The 15,227-nt window shown below is 61.5% G+C and carries 16 protein-coding genes; 6 read left to right on the forward strand and 10 right to left on the reverse strand.

Translation table 11 applies throughout. The features are described from left to right. Positions 1–30 precede the first annotated feature (30 nt). The 3 genes from HBO12_RS08335 to arcD (HBO12_RS08345) form a co-directional block, all read right to left on the reverse strand. Positions 31–1,041, reverse strand: coding sequence for an ornithine carbamoyltransferase (locus tag HBO12_RS08335; protein WP_038442811.1), 1,011 nt, complete (start codon positions 1,039–1,041; stop codon positions 31–33). 69 nt (positions 1,042–1,110) lie between these two features. Beyond that, positions 1,111–2,367, reverse strand: coding sequence for an arginine deiminase (gene arcA / locus HBO12_RS08340; protein WP_169954687.1), 1,257 nt, complete (start codon positions 2,365–2,367; stop codon positions 1,111–1,113). A gap of 34 nt (positions 2,368–2,401) precedes the next feature. Then, positions 2,402–3,829, reverse strand: coding sequence for an arginine-ornithine antiporter (gene arcD, locus HBO12_RS08345; protein ID WP_169954688.1), 1,428 nt, complete (start codon positions 3,827–3,829; stop codon positions 2,402–2,404). A gap of 448 nt (positions 3,830–4,277) precedes the next feature. Between arcD (HBO12_RS08345) and arcD (HBO12_RS08350) the strand changes: the two genes are divergently transcribed. Beyond that, entirely contained in the window at positions 4,278–5,705 is a 1,428-nt protein-coding gene (arcD, locus tag HBO12_RS08350) for an arginine-ornithine antiporter (RefSeq protein ID WP_170041909.1), read from the forward strand. A 133-nt stretch (positions 5,706–5,838) separates the two neighbouring features. On the opposite strand, the gene HBO12_RS08355 is transcribed toward arcD (HBO12_RS08350), so the two are convergent. From HBO12_RS08355 to HBO12_RS08385, 7 genes are all read right to left on the reverse strand, one after another. Then, a complete protein-coding gene (locus tag HBO12_RS08355; protein WP_170041910.1) occupies positions 5,839–7,185 on the reverse strand; it encodes a CoA transferase in 1,347 nt (448 codons plus the stop codon). 40 nt (positions 7,186–7,225) lie between these two features. After that, on the reverse strand, positions 7,226–8,569 hold the full coding sequence (locus HBO12_RS08360; protein WP_169954691.1) for an ATP-binding protein: 1,344 nt from the start codon (positions 8,567–8,569) through the stop codon (positions 7,226–7,228). 64 nt (positions 8,570–8,633) lie between these two features. Further along, a complete protein-coding gene (locus tag HBO12_RS08365; RefSeq protein ID WP_169954692.1) occupies positions 8,634–9,095 on the reverse strand; it encodes an LTXXQ domain protein in 462 nt (153 codons plus the stop codon). Between the two features lie 216 nt (positions 9,096–9,311). Then, complete coding sequence (locus HBO12_RS08370; protein ID WP_169954693.1) at positions 9,312–9,989, reverse strand: response regulator transcription factor; 678 nt, start codon at positions 9,987–9,989, stop codon at positions 9,312–9,314. Positions 9,990–9,996: 7 nt separating this feature from the next. Next, positions 9,997–10,404 carry an SH3 domain-containing protein gene (locus tag HBO12_RS08375; protein ID WP_169954694.1) on the reverse strand — a complete coding sequence of 136 codons (408 nt, stop codon included), beginning with the start codon at positions 10,402–10,404 and terminating at the stop codon, positions 9,997–9,999. A 106-nt stretch (positions 10,405–10,510) separates the two neighbouring features. Beyond that, positions 10,511–10,810, reverse strand: a complete 300-nt coding sequence (locus tag HBO12_RS08380; protein WP_169954695.1) for a YciI family protein — start codon at positions 10,808–10,810, stop codon at positions 10,511–10,513. Between the two features lies 1 nt (position 10,811). Next, complete coding sequence (locus tag HBO12_RS08385; protein WP_169954696.1) at positions 10,812–11,408, reverse strand: septation protein A; 597 nt, start codon at positions 11,406–11,408, stop codon at positions 10,812–10,814. An 87-nt stretch (positions 11,409–11,495) separates the two neighbouring features. On the opposite strand from HBO12_RS08385, the gene HBO12_RS08390 reads away from it, so the two are divergent. The 5 genes from HBO12_RS08390 to HBO12_RS08410 all read left to right on the forward strand — a co-directional run bounded on the left by HBO12_RS08390 (position 11,496) and on the right by HBO12_RS08410 (position 15,124). After that, complete coding sequence (locus HBO12_RS08390; RefSeq protein WP_169954697.1) at positions 11,496–12,359, forward strand: PHP domain-containing protein; 864 nt, start codon at positions 11,496–11,498, stop codon at positions 12,357–12,359. Between the two features lie 13 nt (positions 12,360–12,372). Next, positions 12,373–13,002: an L-threonylcarbamoyladenylate synthase gene (locus tag HBO12_RS08395; protein WP_169954698.1), complete on the forward strand. Its 630-nt coding sequence runs from the start codon at positions 12,373–12,375 to the stop codon at positions 13,000–13,002. Positions 13,003–13,122: 120 nt separating this feature from the next. Further along, positions 13,123–13,821, forward strand: a complete 699-nt coding sequence (locus HBO12_RS08400; RefSeq protein WP_170041961.1) for a segregation and condensation protein A — start codon at positions 13,123–13,125, stop codon at positions 13,819–13,821. Positions 13,822–13,833: 12 nt separating this feature from the next. Next, entirely contained in the window at positions 13,834–14,754 is a 921-nt protein-coding gene (gene scpB, locus HBO12_RS08405; protein WP_169954699.1) for an SMC-Scp complex subunit ScpB, read from the forward strand. Between the two features lie 178 nt (positions 14,755–14,932). Beyond that, the gene (locus HBO12_RS08410; RefSeq protein ID WP_057439987.1) at positions 14,933–15,124 is read left to right on the forward strand and encodes a DUF1289 domain-containing protein; all 192 of its coding nucleotides are present in this window, start codon (positions 14,933–14,935) and stop codon (positions 15,122–15,124) included. Positions 15,125–15,227 lie beyond the last annotated feature (103 nt).

Consider the following 15,227-nt stretch of genomic DNA (forward strand, 5'->3'; position numbering starts at 1 on the left):
CCGTGCTACATCAGTGGGAGCGGTGTTGGGTTACAGGTCCGCCAGCGTCGAAACCAGGATCGCCTTGATGGTGTGCATGCGGTTTTCCGCTTGCTCGAAGGCGATGCAGGCCGGGGACTCGAACACGTCGTCGGTCACTTCGATGCCGTTGGCCAGGTGCGGATACTGTTCGGCAATCTGTTTGCCGACCTTGGTATCGCTGTTATGGAACGCCGGCAGGCAGTGCATGAACTTGGTGCGTGGGTTGCCGGTGGCTTTCATCAATTGGGCATTGACCTGGTACGGCAGCAGTTGCTCGATACGCTCGGCCCAGGCTTCCACAGGCTCGCCCATGGAGACCCAGACGTCGGTGTGGATAAAGTCCACGCCCTTGACCGCGGCTTTCGGGTCTTCGGTGAGGGTGATGCGTGCACCGCTTTCTTCTGCGTATTTTTTGCAGCGACCCACCAGGTCATCGTGGGGCCACAGGGCCTTTGGTGCGCAGATGCGTACGTCCATGCCCAGCTTGGCGCCGACCAGCAGCAGCGAGTTGCCCATGTTGTTGCGGGCGTCGCCCAGGTAGGCGTAGCTGATGTCGTGGATCGGCTTGTCAGCGTGTTCACGCATGGTCAACACGTCGGCGATCATCTGGGTTGGGTGGTACTCATCGGTCAGGCCGTTGAACACCGGGACCCCGGCGAACTTCGCCAGTTCTTCGACGATTTCCTGCTTGAAGCCACGGTATTCAATGGCGTCGTACATGCGCCCGAGTACGCGGGCGGTGTCTTTCATGCTTTCTTTGTGGCCGATCTGCGACGAGTTCGGGTCGATGTAGGTAACGTTGGCGCCCTGGTCATAGGCCGCGACTTCGAAGGCACATCGGGTGCGGGTCGAGGTTTTCTCGAAGATCAGCGCGATGTTGTTGCCCTTGAGGTGCTGCTGCTCGGTGCCGGTGTACTTGGCGCGCTTGAGGTCGCGGGACAGGTCCAGCAGGTACCGCAGTTCGCGCGGGGTGTGGTGTTCCAGGCTCAGCAGGTTACGGTTGTGGATGTTGAACGCCATGATGATTCTCCTTGGATTCGGTAATCGGCCCGTGCGGCATCGGGTGGATGCCGCCGGGGAGATGGTCGTTTAGTAGTCGATAGGGTCGCGAATGATCGGGCAGGTCATGCAGTGGCCGCCGCCACGGCCCCGGCCCAGTTCGCCGGCGCTGATGGTGATGACTTCCACACCGGCCTTGCGCAGCAGGGTGTTGGTGTAGGTGTTGCGGTCGTAACCGATCACCACGCCAGGTTCCACGGCCACCACGTTGTTGCCGTCGTCCCACTGTTCGCGTTCGGCGGCGAAGCTGTTGCCGCCGGTTTCCACCACACGCAGGGCCTTGAGGCCAAGGGCTGCGGCCACGGTGTCGAGGAAGTTGGTTTTCTCGCGGTGGATATCGATGCCGTGGGGCTTGCTCTCGTCAGGGCGCAGGGTGAAGGCGACGATCTGGTTCACTACTTCGGGGAAGATGGTTACCAGGTCGCGGTCGCAGAAGCTGAACACGGTGTCCAGGTGCATCGCGGCGCGGGACTTGGGCAGGCCGGCAACGATGACTTTTTCCACGGCCTTGTTCTTGAACAGGTTGCGCGCCAGTTGGCCGATGGCCTGGTGGGAGGAGCGTTCGCCCATGCCGATCAACACCACGCCGTTGCCAATTGGCATCACGTCGCCGCCTTCCAGGGTGGCTGCACCGTGCTCCTGGTCAGGGTCGCCGTACCAGATCTGGAAGTCGGCGTTGGTGAACTCTGGGTGGAACTTGTAGATGGCGGTGGTCAGCAGGGTTTCCTGGCGTCGCGCCGGCCAGTACATCGGGTTGAGCGTCACGCCACCGTAGATCCAGCAGGTGGTGTCGCGGGTGAACTGGGTGTTGGGCAGCGGTGGCAGGATAAAGCTTGAGTGGCCGAGGAAGTCGCGGAACATCTCGATGGTCTTGCCACCGAAGCTGCTTGGCAGGTCATCGGCGGATACACCACCGATCAGGAACTCGGCGATCTTGCGCGGCTCCAGGCTTTTGAGCCACGAGCCGACTTCATCGACCAGGCCCAGGCCAACCGTGTTGGCGGTGATCTTGCGCTCCAGGATCCAGTCCAGCGCTTCGGGGATGGCGACAATCTCGGTCAACAGGTTGTGCATTTCCAGCACATCGATATCGCGCTCGCGCATCTTGGTAACGAAGTCGAAATGGTCGCGCTTGGCCTGGGCCACCCAGAGCACGTCATCGAAGAGCAGTTCGTCGCAATTGTTGGGGGTCAGCCGCTGATGGGCCAGACCTGGGGAACACACCATGACTTTGCGCAGTTTGCCGGCTTCGGAATGTACGCCGTACTTAACTTTTTCCGTGGTCATTACAGATCCTCCAGTGAACAAAAAGATTCAGGTGTTACAGGGTCAGGAAGCCGTCGTAGAGCCCATAGGCCGCCACCAGGGCGCCAATGACCACTGCGGCGAAAATCAGCTTCTCGACGTTGGTGAAAATCGGTTTGCCCAGTTCACGCTTGGCCTTGGCGAACAGGATCGCGCCGGGGGCGTAGAGCAGGGCGGAGAGCAGCAGGTATTTGGTGCCACCGGCATACAGCAGCCAGACCGCGTAGATCAGGGCAATGGAGCCGATGAACAGGTCTTTCTTGCGCTCGGCCAGGGCCGCCTCGTAGGTCTCGCCGCGTACCGCCAGCAACAGCGCGTAGGCTGCCGACCACAGGTAGGGCACCAGGATCATCGAGGTGGCGAGGTAGATCAGCGACAGGTAGGTACTGGCGGAAAACAGCGTGATCACCAGGAAGATCTGGACCATGGCGTTGGTCAGCCACAGGGCGTTGACCGGCACATGGTTGGCGTTTTCCTTACGCAGGAACTCCGGCATGGTGTGGTCTTTGGCGGCGGCGAACATGATCTCTGCACACAGCAGCACCCACGACAGCAGCGCGCCCAGCAACGAGATGATCAAGCCGACGCTGATCAACACCGCGCCCCAATGGCCGACCACATGCTCCAGCACGGCCGCCATGGACGGGTTCTGCAGCTTGGCCAGTTCCGGTTGGGTCATGATCCCCAGGGACAGCACGTTCACCAGCATCAGGAACAGCAGCACGGTGATAAAGCCGATGACGGTGGCCTTGCCCACGTCCGAACGTTTTTCGGCACGGGACGAGAAGATGCTCGCGCCTTCGATACCGATAAACACCCAGACGGTGACCAGCATCATGTTGCGCACCTGGTTCATCACACTGCCCAGGTCGGGGTTTTTCACGCCCCAGATATCAGCGGTGAAGATGTCCAGCTTGAACGCGAACAGGGCGATCAACACAAACAGCACCAGCGGCACGACCTTGGCGACCGTGGTCACCAGGTTGATGAATGCGGCTTCCTTGATCCCGCGCAGCACCAAAAAATGCACGGCCCACAACAACACCGACGCGCCAATCACCGCTGCCGGGGTGTTGCCTTCGCCGAAGATGGGGAAGAAGTAACCGAGGGTGCTGAACAACAGCACGAAGTAGCCGACGTTGCCCAGCCAGGCACTGATCCAGTAGCCCCAGGCTGAGGAGAAACCCATGTAGTCGCCAAAACCGGCCTTGGCGTAGGCGTACACGCCGCCGTCCAGGTCAGGTTTACGGTTGGCCAGGGTCTGGAATACAAAGGCCAGGGTCAACATGCCTACGGCAGTGATAACCCAACCAATCAATACCGCACCGACATCCGCGCTGGCGGCCATGTTTTGCGGCAACGAGAAGATCCCGCCGCCAATCATTGAGCCCACAACTAGAGCAACAAGGGCGCCTAATCGAAGTTTTCCGGGGGATTCAGACATTGCGTGACTCCAATGCAGGAGAAGAGAGACCACAGAATAAAACTGTGCGCTATTCAAACAGCTGACTCAGATCACTTCATTGGCACATTCCATTGTGAATTAAAGACTTATGAATAAATGTAGCGGGCGTATAATTGCTCGGATAAGCGCGTCCCAGAGCTTTTATCCGTTCGGGTTAATGCTATATGCCTAAGGCGTGGATGTTTGAAGCTAGCCCGTTTTCGCAAATGTGCAAACTTTTTCAAGAGGCTTTGTCAGATACCCCTCATGGATAAAAGACAAGTGGTATTTAAATTCTAAATTTGCCTAAACTCGACTAACTGAAATGTCATTAAGTTATGAGGCGAGCAGTTTTATTCGCTATAGCTAATAAACGTTGCATGTTTTCGATAAATTAGCCGAGTGCACAGTTGTTAGCTCGATGACGGTTTCATCTGCAGGAGTTTCTATGTCGCAACCGGCACAAAAGCTGCGCCTCAGCGCCCTGGTGGCGTTGGTAGTGGGCTCAATGATTGGCGGCGGGATCTTCTCGTTGCCGCAAAACATGGCCGCGCGGGCCGAGGTGGGAGCGATCCTGATCGGTTGGGGCATCACCGCCATTGGCATGCTGACCCTGGCCTTTGTGTTCCAGACCCTGGCCAACCGCAAGCCCAACCTGGATTCGGGTGTGTATGCCTACGCCAAGGCCGGTTTTGGCGACTACATGGGGTTCTCGTCGGCCTGGGGCTATTGGATCAGTGCCTGGATGGGCAACGTCGGTTACTTCGTGCTGCTGTTCAGCACCCTGGGCTATTTTTTCCCGGTGTTTGGCCAGGGCAATACGCCGGTGGCGATCGGCTGCGCGTCGCTGCTGCTGTGGGCCGTGCATTTTCTGGTGATGCGCGGGATCAAGGAGGCCGCGTTTATCAACCAGGTCACCACCGTGGCCAAGATCGTGCCGCTGCTGATGTTTATCGTGATCGCCGCCGTGGCGTTCAAGGCGGATATTTTCACCCGGGATATCTGGGGCCTGGGCAACCCGCAATTTGGTGGGGTGATGGACCAGGTGCGCAACATGATGCTGGTCACCGTGTTTGTGTTTATCGGCATCGAAGGCGCCAGCGTGTACTCGGCGCGCGCGGAAAAACGCTCGGACGTGGGCCGCGCCACGGTGATCGGGTTTGTCGGGGTCTTGGCCCTGCTGGTGCTGGTCAACGTGCTGTCTTTGGGGATCATGAGCCAACCGGAGTTGGCCAACTTGCAGAACCCGTCCTTGGCGGGCGTGCTGGAACATATCGTCGGGCCCTGGGGCGCGATGTTGATCAGTATCGGCCTGGCGGTGTCGCTGCTCGGCGCGTTGCTGTCATGGGCCTTGCTGTGCGCCGAGATTCTCTACGCCACTGCCCACGACAGGACCATGCCGGCCTTCCTGAAAAAGGAAAACGCCAACCGGGTGCCGGTCAATGCGTTGTGGCTGACCAATGTGATGATCCAGCTGTTCCTGGTGATCACGCTGTTTTCGGCCAGTACCTACACCACGCTGATCTACCTGGCGTCGTCGATGATCCTCGTGCCGTATTTATGGTCGGCGGCCTATGCCGTGCTGCTGTGCGGGCGCGGGGAAACCTACGAGGGAGCCCATGGCCAGCGGCTCAAGGACCTGCTGGTGGGGGTGATTGCGCTGGGGTATGCGGTGTGGCTGCTGTATGCCGGCGGCTTGAAATACCTGCTGCTGTCGGCGCTGTTGTATGCCCCAGGGGTGATCCTGTTCGCCCAGGCTAAGCGCGAGCAGGGCCAGCCGTTGTTTACGTTGCTGGAAAAAGGAATTTTCAGTTGCGTAATCGCCGGGGCGAGCCTGGCGGCGTATGGGTTGTACAGCGGGGTGCTGACCTTGTGAAATTGTTGTGCCTGGTGGGCCTCATCGCGGGCAAGCCCGCTCCTACATTTGACCGAGTTGTTTGATCTGCACACGATCAACTGTGGGAGCGGGCTTGTCGGGTCGCCGCATCGCCGCGATGACCCTTCCAAGGTCACCACTGTGCCCGATGCGCGCCCAATTCCCCAGCCGGCAAATCCCATTGCAGCGGAGTCCCGGTAAGACTGACCGGCGCCAGCAAACGATGGGCCGGCCCCCAGGCCGTCTGCTCTACCAGCAGCCCCTGATCACCCGGTTCTTCTTCACGCAACGCTGGCTGTTTGTCTTGTCCCGCCTCGATCAACAGCTTCGCCGTACGCGCCAGCGACAGCCGTGCCGAACCCCCATGCCCACTGCTCAAGCGCTCGGCCAAGGCCTGTATCGCACTGGCCGCCATCAGGTAGCCGGTGGCATGGTCCAGTGCCTGCACCGGCAGCGGCACCGGTTTATCTGCCTGTTTGTACAGCATGCCGGCGTGGGCGATGCCGCTGCTCATCTGCACCAGGCTGTCGAAGCCCCGGCGATTGCGCCACGGGCCGCTCCAGCCGTAGGCGTTGAGGCTGACGTCGATCAGGCCGGGGCTAATCTGCTGCAAGGCGCTCGCGTTGTAACCCAGTTGCTCCAGCGCATCTGCCCGATAACCGTGGAACAGAATGTCGGCATCCTTGAGTAAGCTTTCGAACAATTGCCGGTCGCCGGGGTGTTTAAGGTCAAGGCGCGCGCAGCGCTTGCCCAGGGTCATTTCCGGCACGACCCCGGGTTCGTTCCAGTCGGGGGCGTCGATGCGCAAGACATTGGCGCCAAGGCCGGCGAGAAAACGGCTGGCCACGGGGCCGGCCAACACGCGGGTCAGGTCCAGTACCTTGACCCCCGCCAGCGGGCGCGCCACGTTGCCGAGCCAGCGGGTTTTGCCGGCCGTGTCGAAGCGTTTTCGCACCAGCAACGGTTCCTGATTGACCGCCAACCCCTGGGGATGGGCTTGCCACTCCTGCCAGGTGCGCATCTGTGCGGCGCAGCCGGCCTCGTCGACAATCGCCTGCTCAAGCTCGGCAGCGCTCCATGGGGCGACCTTGAGCGTCATCGCCGCCCGGTCCGCGACCTGTCCCAACACACGCTCGGCAGCCGCGCGGTGGTGAGGGGCGTTGGTGTGCAGGCGAATCCAGCCGTCGGCGCAGGCGTAGTCGCCGGCAATCGGGTCCCACAACGGCGGCACGCTCCAGCCCTGTGGGCGCAGGGAACTGGAGAACCAGAATGAGGCCAGGCGCCGGTCCACGCTGACCAGGGGCAGGCGCCCGGTCTGTTGTTCCAGCAACCGGGCTAGGGCCTGGGCGGCGGCACCCATGCTGGCGCAAGCCAACTCGGTGACGGCGAAAGCTGAGGGCAAGGCGCCGGCCTCGGCGGTCGCCAGCGGTGTGGGCGGCAGATCGAGTGCACGCTGGATCGAGGTGAGCAGATCAGTCATCAAAGGCCCTCCATAAGAGAAGGGCCATCATAGAAGATCTTCAGGGGTGGGCTGCAATCCCCGGTTGCAAGGGCAAGTCCAGGGTGGCGATAAAACCGCCGTCGGGATGATTGGCCAGGGTCAGGCTGCCGCCATGACGCTCGGCGGCCCGGCGGGCGATGGCCAGGCCCAGGCCATGCCCCTGGGCGGTTTGCCCGGGGGCGCGGTAAAACGGCTCGCCCAGCTTTTGCAGGTGTTCGGCATCCACGCCCGGGCCATGGTCGCGCACGCTGATCACAATGCGTTCGCCTTCACGCTGGGCGCGCATTTCAATTGGCTGGCTGGGCGGGGTGAAGCGCAGGGCGTTGCGCAATAGGTTGTCCAGTGCCCGCTCGATCATATGTGGCCAGCCCTTGAGTGTCAGCGCCGGGTCGGCGTGAAGCTGTACTTCCTGGTCCGGGGCGCCGAGTTGGGCGTCCTTTTGCAGGGTCTTGAGCAGGGTATTGAGGTCGATGTCTTCGGCGCTGGCGTTGTCGGCATCCACCCGCGCCAGGACCAGGATTTCGCTGATCAAGGCTTCCAGGCGATCACATTCCAGGGTCAGGCGTGGCCAGAGTTTTTCCCGTGCCTCGGGGGTGGCCCGTTCGGCCAGGGCCAGGGCGATCCGCAGGCGGGCCAGTGGCGAGCGCAGTTCGTGGGACACATCGCGCAGCAATTGCCGCTGGCTGCCGATCAGGCTTTGCAGGCGTGCGCCCATGCGGTTGAAGTCGGTGGCCAGCACGCCAAACTCATCGCGCCGGTCGGCCAGGCGCGCCAGGCTGTTTTGCTGGTATGTGGCCTGGCCCAGATCATGTACCGCTCCGCGCAGGCGGCTGAGGGGGCGGGTGATCGACAGGGTCACCAGCAGGCTGAACAGGGTCAGCACCACCAATGCAATCGCCAGGGCACTCAAGGGCCAGAGCAGGCTGCTGCGGTGCCAGGCATCCAGCTCCGGCAGGGCGATGCGGTAGATCAGCAGGTAGGTGTCGCCGGTTTTTTCGCTGGTGTACTCGGCTGTCAGGCGGCGCCAGGGCAGCCGGCCCTCGTGGCTCTCATGCTGTCGCGCTTCGAAGGCGGCGGCACGGCGCGGGAAGGTGCCACGCACCACCGGGTCGCCGCTCTCGTTGAGCACTTGTACATCGACGTGGTACTGGCGCTTGCGCTGTTGCAACAAGTCCTGGGCGGCGTCCTCGCCTTGGGTTTCGTAACGCTGGGTCCATTCTTCGGCCAGGTTATTGAGGCCGGGATGGCGGCTGAGAATCCAGGCGTCCTGGTTGAGCATATGCCCAAGCAGGATCGACAGCCCGGCAACCAGGGCGATGGCCAGCCAGAAACTGGCAAGGATGCGCCAGAAGAGTGAACGCACAGGAAACCCTCAAACAGGAAAAGCCCAGCGGCACGGGCCACTGGGCTGGGAGGTTGCTAACGCATTATTGCGCTTTTTGCGGTTGTTGCGCTTTCCAGGCCTGGAACTGCTGCCACTCGGCTTGGCGTTCGGCGCGTTTCTTCGCCATTTCGTCGAACTTCTTCTGCTGGTCAGGCTTGAGCAGGGCGCGGATATCCGCCTGGGTTTTCTGCTTGGCGGCGGCCATTTCGTCGTTCATGGCTTTCTGCTCAGCAGCCGGGAGTTTGTCCAGGTACTTCTTGACCAGTTGCTGGCGGCCTTCGCGTTGTTCGCCCATCAGTTTGCCGATCTGCTGGCGCTGTTCGCGGGTCAGGTCGAGCTGGCTGAAAGGGCCGCCTTTGCCGCGCATGCCGTGTTCACCGCCGTGGCCCGGGCCACCCATCATGTGGCCTGCAGGGCCGCCCATCGGGCCTTGGCCTTCTGGCATGGCCATGGCGACGGTAGGCAGGGCTGCGGCGAACATCAGAGCGATAAGGGTCTTGCGCATGGTGTTTCTCCTTGTCTCGGTTCCGGTGATTCCGGATGTGAGTAGATTACGAAGATCAAGGTCAGCGGCGGTCAGGGGAGGGTAAAGCTTGGGTAAAGACAGATTGGGCGGGCACTTACAAAACAGGTAGGAGCCGGCTTGCCGGCGATGGCGTCCGTTGGATCAGCGTATGACTCAAGGGCCTCATCGCCGGCAAGCCGGTTCCTACAGGGGATTTCAGGGGGTGTAGTAGTAGCCACGGCTGCGCAGTGCGACGATCCGCGGGCGGCCGTCGGCATGCGGGCCGATTTTCTTGCGCAGGTTGCTCACGTGCATGTCCAGGCTGCGGTCATACAGGGTCAGCTTGCGGCCCAGGGCGATCTGCGCCAGTTCCTGCTTGTCCAGGGGCTCGCCCGGCTGGCGCAGCAAGGCTTCCAGCAGGCGGCTTTCGGACAGGGTGAGGGTCAGTTCCTGACTGTCGATGATCACCACGCCACGCACCGGGCTGAAGCACAGGTCGCCCAGTTCCAGTTGGGTCGACACCGCCGTCGGGTGGCTGCGGCGCAATACGGCCCGCAGGCGGGCGGTCAGTTCGCGGGGGTCGCAGGGTTTGGCCAGGTAGTCATCGGCGCCCAGTTCCAGGCCGAGGATCCGGTCCAGGGGCTCGCCCCGGGCCGAAAGCATCAGTACCGGCAATTCAGGGTGGTCGGCGCGCAATTGCTTTAGCAACTCCAGGCCGCTGCCATCGGGCAGCATCACGTCCAGCACCACGGCCGCCGGCGCGGCGTCGGCCAGGGCTTTGCGCGCACTCACGCCGTCATGGCAAGCACGCACCTGGAAACCTTCCTGGCTCAACCAACTGGTCAGCAGCTCACAGAGCTCCTGGTCATCATCTATCAGTAACAGCTCGCTCATGACTCACTCAATTTAGCCATTGTCGACGGCGCCGATGCCCGCCACTGGCGAAGATACCGCACAGCAGGGCAACCAGCGCAACTCCTGCGCCAATCACGAACCATTGCTGCTGGTCGGTGAGCCAACGTGGCAGGGCGCCACCTTGCGCGTCCTTGAGTTGCTGGGCCAGGCGCTGATTGTCCTGGCGCAGCCGGCTCAGTTGCGCACTTTCGCGGGCGGCATCGGCAGTTTGCAATTGTTTGCTCAGTTCTTCGCGCAGGCGTTCGCTTTCTTTCAAGCGTTGCTGCAACTCGGTGATCTGGCTGCCGGCACTCAAGGACAGGGGCGTGGAACTGCCGGTGTTCGAGGTTTCTTCAGCCTGGGCCGTAGCCCCGATCGTTAACACTGCCAACAGACACAACTGACGTAAGCGCATCGGAACTCCTGATTCCACACGAATATTCAGAACGTTGTCGGCAGGTTACCGAGAATAATGAGCGATTAGACGTTTGCCGAACCCAATAGGTTCGGCGTCACCTGAATCAAGGCAGGACTTGCTTGAAGGGTTTGATCACGACATCGGCATAGGCGCCGGCTGCAACATACGGGTCGGCCTTGGCCCAGGCCTGGGCATCGGCCAGGGAGGCGAACTCGGCGATGATCAGGCTGCCGGTGAAGCCGGCATCTCCCGGATCATTGCTGTCGACGGCCGGGTGTGGGCCGGCGAGCACCAAGCGCCCTTCGGCCTGTAGCGCCTTGAGGCGTTCCACGTGGGCCGGGCGCACGGACAGGCGTTTTTCCAGGGAGTTGGCGACGTCGGTGGCAATGATGGCGTAGAGCATGTCAGTCCTCGGTTTTTGGCGTGGTAGGGGCGGTGTCATGCAGGTGGCGCGACAGGTAGATACCCTGGCCGATCAGGAACAGGACGGTCATGCCCAGGCTGCCGAACACCTTGAAGTCGACCCAATAGTTCTGGAAGGTAAAGGCCACGAACAGGTTGGCGGCGCCGCAGAACAGGAAAAATACGATCCAGGCCACGTTCAAGCGTGTCCAGACCGGCTCCGGCAGGGTCAGCGCATGGCCCATGATTCGCTTGATCAGCAGGCGATCACCGATGAAGTGGCTGCCGATAAAGACCAGGGCGAACAGCCAGTTGACCACCGGGGCTTTCCATTTAAGGAAGGTTTCGCTGTGGAAGGCCAGGGTCAGGCCGCCAAATACCAGGCAGGCGATGAGGGTCAGCCATTGGCTTTTTTCGAGTTTGCGCTGGGAGATGAAGATGGCGCCGTAGACCACCACAGAGCTGACGATCAGGACGGCAGTGGCGCTGTAGATCCCCCCGAACGACAGCTCATGACCGGCGATATCGATGACCCTGGGGTCGAGTTTGGTAACGATGAAGAACAGCAACAGCGGGATGAAGTCGATGAATTGTTTCACAGTAAGAGCCAGAAGCTGGATGTGGCGGCATAATAACAAACATCCTTGGTAGCGTAAGCGCCAGCTGACTTGAGGTTACAGACTCCCGTGAATGTTGATTTGCACTGCCACAGCACGGCCTCCGACGGCGCCCTGGCGCCCGCGGTACTGGTTGCGCGTGCGTTTGAAAAAGGCGTGCGAGTCCTGTCGTTGACCGACCACGACACCCTTGAAGGCCTGGACGAGGCGCGTATTGCCGCCACGGCGCTGGGCATGCAACTGGTCAATGGCGTCGAGCTGTCCTGCACCTGGGGCGGCGCAACCATTCATGTGTTGGGCTACGGTTTTGATGTCACGGCCCCGCCGCTGGTGGAGGCTATCGCCCGGTTGCACGATGGCCGCTGGCTGCGGTCCGAAGAAATAAGCCGCAAACTGGCGCTCAAGGGTATGCCCAATGCCCTTGAGGGCGCCCGTGCCATCCAGCAGGCGCTGGGTGACAGCGGCAACGCGCCGGCCCGCCCGCATTTTGCCGACTGGATGGTGCGCGAGGGTTACGTCAAGGATCGCGCCGAAGCGTTCCGCAAATGGCTGGGCGCCGGCAAGCTGGGGGACGTCAAGCTGCATTGGCCGACCCTCGAAGACACTGTGGCGACCCTGCGCGCCTCCGGGGCCTGGGTCAGCCTGGCGCACCCCTGGCATTACGATTTTACCCGCAGCAAGCGTCGCAAGCTGATAGGCGACTATATTCAAGCGGGTGGCCACGCCATCGAAGTGGTCAATGGGCATCAACCCGCCGAACAGGTTGGCAGCCTGGCGATTCTTGCCCGTGAATTTGGTCTGCTGGTCAGTGCCGGCAGTGATTTCCATGGCCCAGGCGGCTGGTCGGAGATCGGCGAATACCGCCCGGTCCCGGAAGACTTGCCGCTCCTGTGGGGGCGATTCAAGCATGACCCCATTACCGCCACTGTCTGAACAGGTAGAGAACGTGAGTCAATTTTTCCAGATTCATCCGGAAAATCCGCAAGCGCGGCTGATCAAACAGGCCGTGGAGATCATTCGCGCCGGTGGCGTGGTGATCTACCCCACGGACTCCTCCTACGCCATTGGTTGCCAGATCGGCGACAAGAATGCGGTGGAGCGCGTAAGACGCCTGCGCGACCTGGATAAAAACCACAACTTCGCGCTGATCTGCAGCGACCTGTCGCAGCTGGGGCTGTTCGCCAAGGTCGATACCGGCACCTTCCGCCTGCTCAAGGCCCATACGCCAGGGCCCTATACCTTTATTCTCAATGCCACCCGCGAGGTGCCGCGCCTGCTGCTGCACCCGAAGAAACGCACCATCGGCCTGCGGGTGCCGGAGCACCCCATCGCCCTGGCGCTGCTGGCCGAGCTGGGTGAGCCGCTGATGAGCGTGTCGCTGATCATGCCCGGCGAGACTGAACCGTTGGAAGACCCCTACGAAATGCGACAACTCCTGGAAAAACAGGTGGACCTGATCATCGACGGCGGCTTCGGCGGTGGCAAGGCGTCCACCGTGATCAACCTGGCCGACGGCGAGCCAGAGGTGATCCGGGTAGGCTGTGGCGACCCGGCACCGTTCATGGTCGAGGCCTGAATGTCGGCCGTGGAAACCGTCGACAGCCAGGCCGGTGCCCAGCAGGAACTGCCATTTGCCATGGTCTACGGCCAGGCCGTCATGGAAATGCCCCTGGACCTGTACATCCCGCCGGATGCCCTGGAAGTCTTCCTTGAGGCCTTCGAAGGCCCGCTTGACTTGCTGCTGTACCTGATCCGCAAACAGAACATCAATATCCTCGACATCCCGGTGGCGGAAATCACCCGCCAGTACATGGGTTATGTCGAGTTGATGCAGTCGGTGCGCCTGGAGTTGGCCGCCGAGTACCTGGTGATGGCTGCGATGCTGGCAGAGATCAAGTCGCGCATGCTGCTGCCGCGCTCCGAGACGATCGAAGCGGAAGAGGACGACCCCCGCGCCGAACTGATCCGCCGCCTGCAGGAGTACGAGCGCTTCAAGGCTGCCGCCGAAGGCATCGACGGCTTGAGCCGCGTGGGCCGTGACGTGGTGGTGCCCAAGCTCGATGCGCCGGAGGCCCGGGCGCGTAAATTGTTGCCAGATGTGAGCCTGGAAGAACTGCTGATGTCCATGGCCGAGGTGCTGCGCCGTGGCGATATGTTTGAAAGCCACCAGGTCAGCCGCGAAGCCTTGTCCACCCGCGAGCGCATGAGCGATGTGCTGGAGCGCCTGAAGGGCGGCGGGTTTGTGCCGTTTGTCGAGCTGTTTACCGCCGAAGAAGGGCGCCTGGGCGTGGTCGTGACCTTTATGGCGGTCCTCGAACTGGTCAAGGAGTCCTTGGTCGAGCTGGTGCAAAATGAGCCTTTTGCGGCTATCCACGTGCGGGCGCGAGCCGAATAACGAGCTGAATTGATGAATCTGACTGAACCTCGCGAACTGGCACCGCTGTTGGAAGCCTTCCTCCTGGCCTCGGGCAAGCCGCAATCGCTGGAGCGCCTGTTTGAACTGTTTGAAGAAGCCGAGCGCCCGGAACCGCCGGTGTTCAAGAAGGCCCTGGAAATCTTGCGCAAGTCCTGTGACGGCCGCGCTTTTGAGCTGAGGGAAGTGGCCTCGGGCTATCGCTTGCAGATCCGTGAGAAATTTTCGCCGTGGGTCGGGCGCCTGTGGGAAGAGCGCCCGCAACGTTATTCCCGGGCGATGCTGGAGACCATGGCGCTGATTGCCTATCGCCAGCCCATCACTCGTGGCGAGATCGAGGATGTGCGCGGTGTGGCGGTCAACAGCCACATCGTCAAGACGCTGCTGGAGCGCGAGTGGATCCGCATCGTCGGCTACCGCGACGTACCCGGCAAACCGGCGATGTTTGCTACCACCAAGGTGTTTCTCGACCACTTCAACCTGAAAAACCTCGACGACCTGCCGCCACTGGCCGAGCTGCGCGAGATCGAAGCCGAACCGGTGCTCGACTTCGACGATGCCCCGGTGCCGCCCGGCTTGCAGGAACTGGCCGATGCCAGCGCCGAACCGGAGGAGCCGAAGGACGAGACCAGTTTCCATACCTTGCTGCTGGAGCTGGACGATATGGAGCAGGGGATCAAGACCGACTTTGATGACTTGCTGCGTGATGGGGCGGGCGAAACGCCGATGAACGTTGAAACGGCGCCTGCGGTCGAACCTGAGCCTGAGGAAGACATCCTGGGTGTGGCGGCCGCCCGCGAAAAACTGCTGGCTGCCGTTGCCGCCCTGGAACAACCCGAATTGAGCGAAGAAGAAGCCGAAGCCCGGGCACTGGCCGAAGCCATCGAAAACGAACGCCGCGAATTCGAAGACTGACCCGGTCTGCCCCCCCACATTGATGTGTTGTGTAGCCAAACTCGTGCTGCAAACGAGATCCCCTGTAGGAGCTGGCTTGCCTGCGATGGCGCTGGGTCAGCACCGGATAGGCTGGCTGACACACCGCCATCGCAGGCAAGCCAGCTCCTACAGAAAAGCCCTGTGCCGTGAGGTAGTGATGAGCTCCACCAAAGACCCCTGTATCAGCCTCTGCAAATTCAGCGACGACATCTGCGTCGGCTGCGGGCGCAGCAAGCGTGAGATCCGGGCCTGGAAGAAGCTCGACAAGGTCGACAAGCGCGCGGTGCTGGCCGAAGCCGAGCTACGGCTGATCGCCCTGGGCGCCACCGGTCGGCGGAAAAGCAAATGAGCCGGCCCATATCGACTAGTCTCTGATGCGCAATGCGCGCCATGAGCGTATGATTCGCGACCCTTTGGCGATGCGTTCGCCCAAGACCCCAGTTTCAATACCT

Source organism: Pseudomonas sp. WS 5059 (assembly GCF_012985525.1).
Taxonomy (GTDB): domain Bacteria; phylum Pseudomonadota; class Gammaproteobacteria; order Pseudomonadales; family Pseudomonadaceae; genus Aquipseudomonas.

Coding starts and splice junctions, on each gene's coding strand:
- HBO12_RS08335 (WP_038442811.1), bottom strand. CDS start 1,041: ATGGCGTTCAACATCCACAACCGTAACCTGCTGAGCCTGGAACACCAC.
- arcA (WP_169954687.1), bottom strand. CDS start 2,367: ATGACCACGGAAAAAGTTAAGTACGGCGTACATTCCGAAGCCGGCAAA.
- arcD (WP_169954688.1), bottom strand. CDS start 3,829: ATGTCTGAATCCCCCGGAAAACTTCGATTAGGCGCCCTTGTTGCTCTA.
- arcD (WP_170041909.1), top strand. CDS start 4,278: ATGTCGCAACCGGCACAAAAGCTGCGCCTCAGCGCCCTGGTGGCGTTG.
- HBO12_RS08355 (WP_170041910.1), bottom strand. CDS start 7,185: ATGACTGATCTGCTCACCTCGATCCAGCGTGCACTCGATCTGCCGCCC.
- HBO12_RS08365 (WP_169954692.1), bottom strand. CDS start 9,095: ATGCGCAAGACCCTTATCGCTCTGATGTTCGCCGCAGCCCTGCCTACC.
- HBO12_RS08370 (WP_169954693.1), bottom strand. CDS start 9,989: ATGAGCGAGCTGTTACTGATAGATGATGACCAGGAGCTCTGTGAGCTG.
- HBO12_RS08375 (WP_169954694.1), bottom strand. CDS start 10,404: ATGCGCTTACGTCAGTTGTGTCTGTTGGCAGTGTTAACGATCGGGGCT.
- HBO12_RS08380 (WP_169954695.1), bottom strand. CDS start 10,810: ATGCTCTACGCCATCATTGCCACCGACGTCGCCAACTCCCTGGAAAAA.
- scpB (WP_169954699.1), top strand. CDS start 13,834: ATGAATCTGACTGAACCTCGCGAACTGGCACCGCTGTTGGAAGCCTTC.
- HBO12_RS08410 (WP_057439987.1), top strand. CDS start 14,933: ATGAGCTCCACCAAAGACCCCTGTATCAGCCTCTGCAAATTCAGCGAC.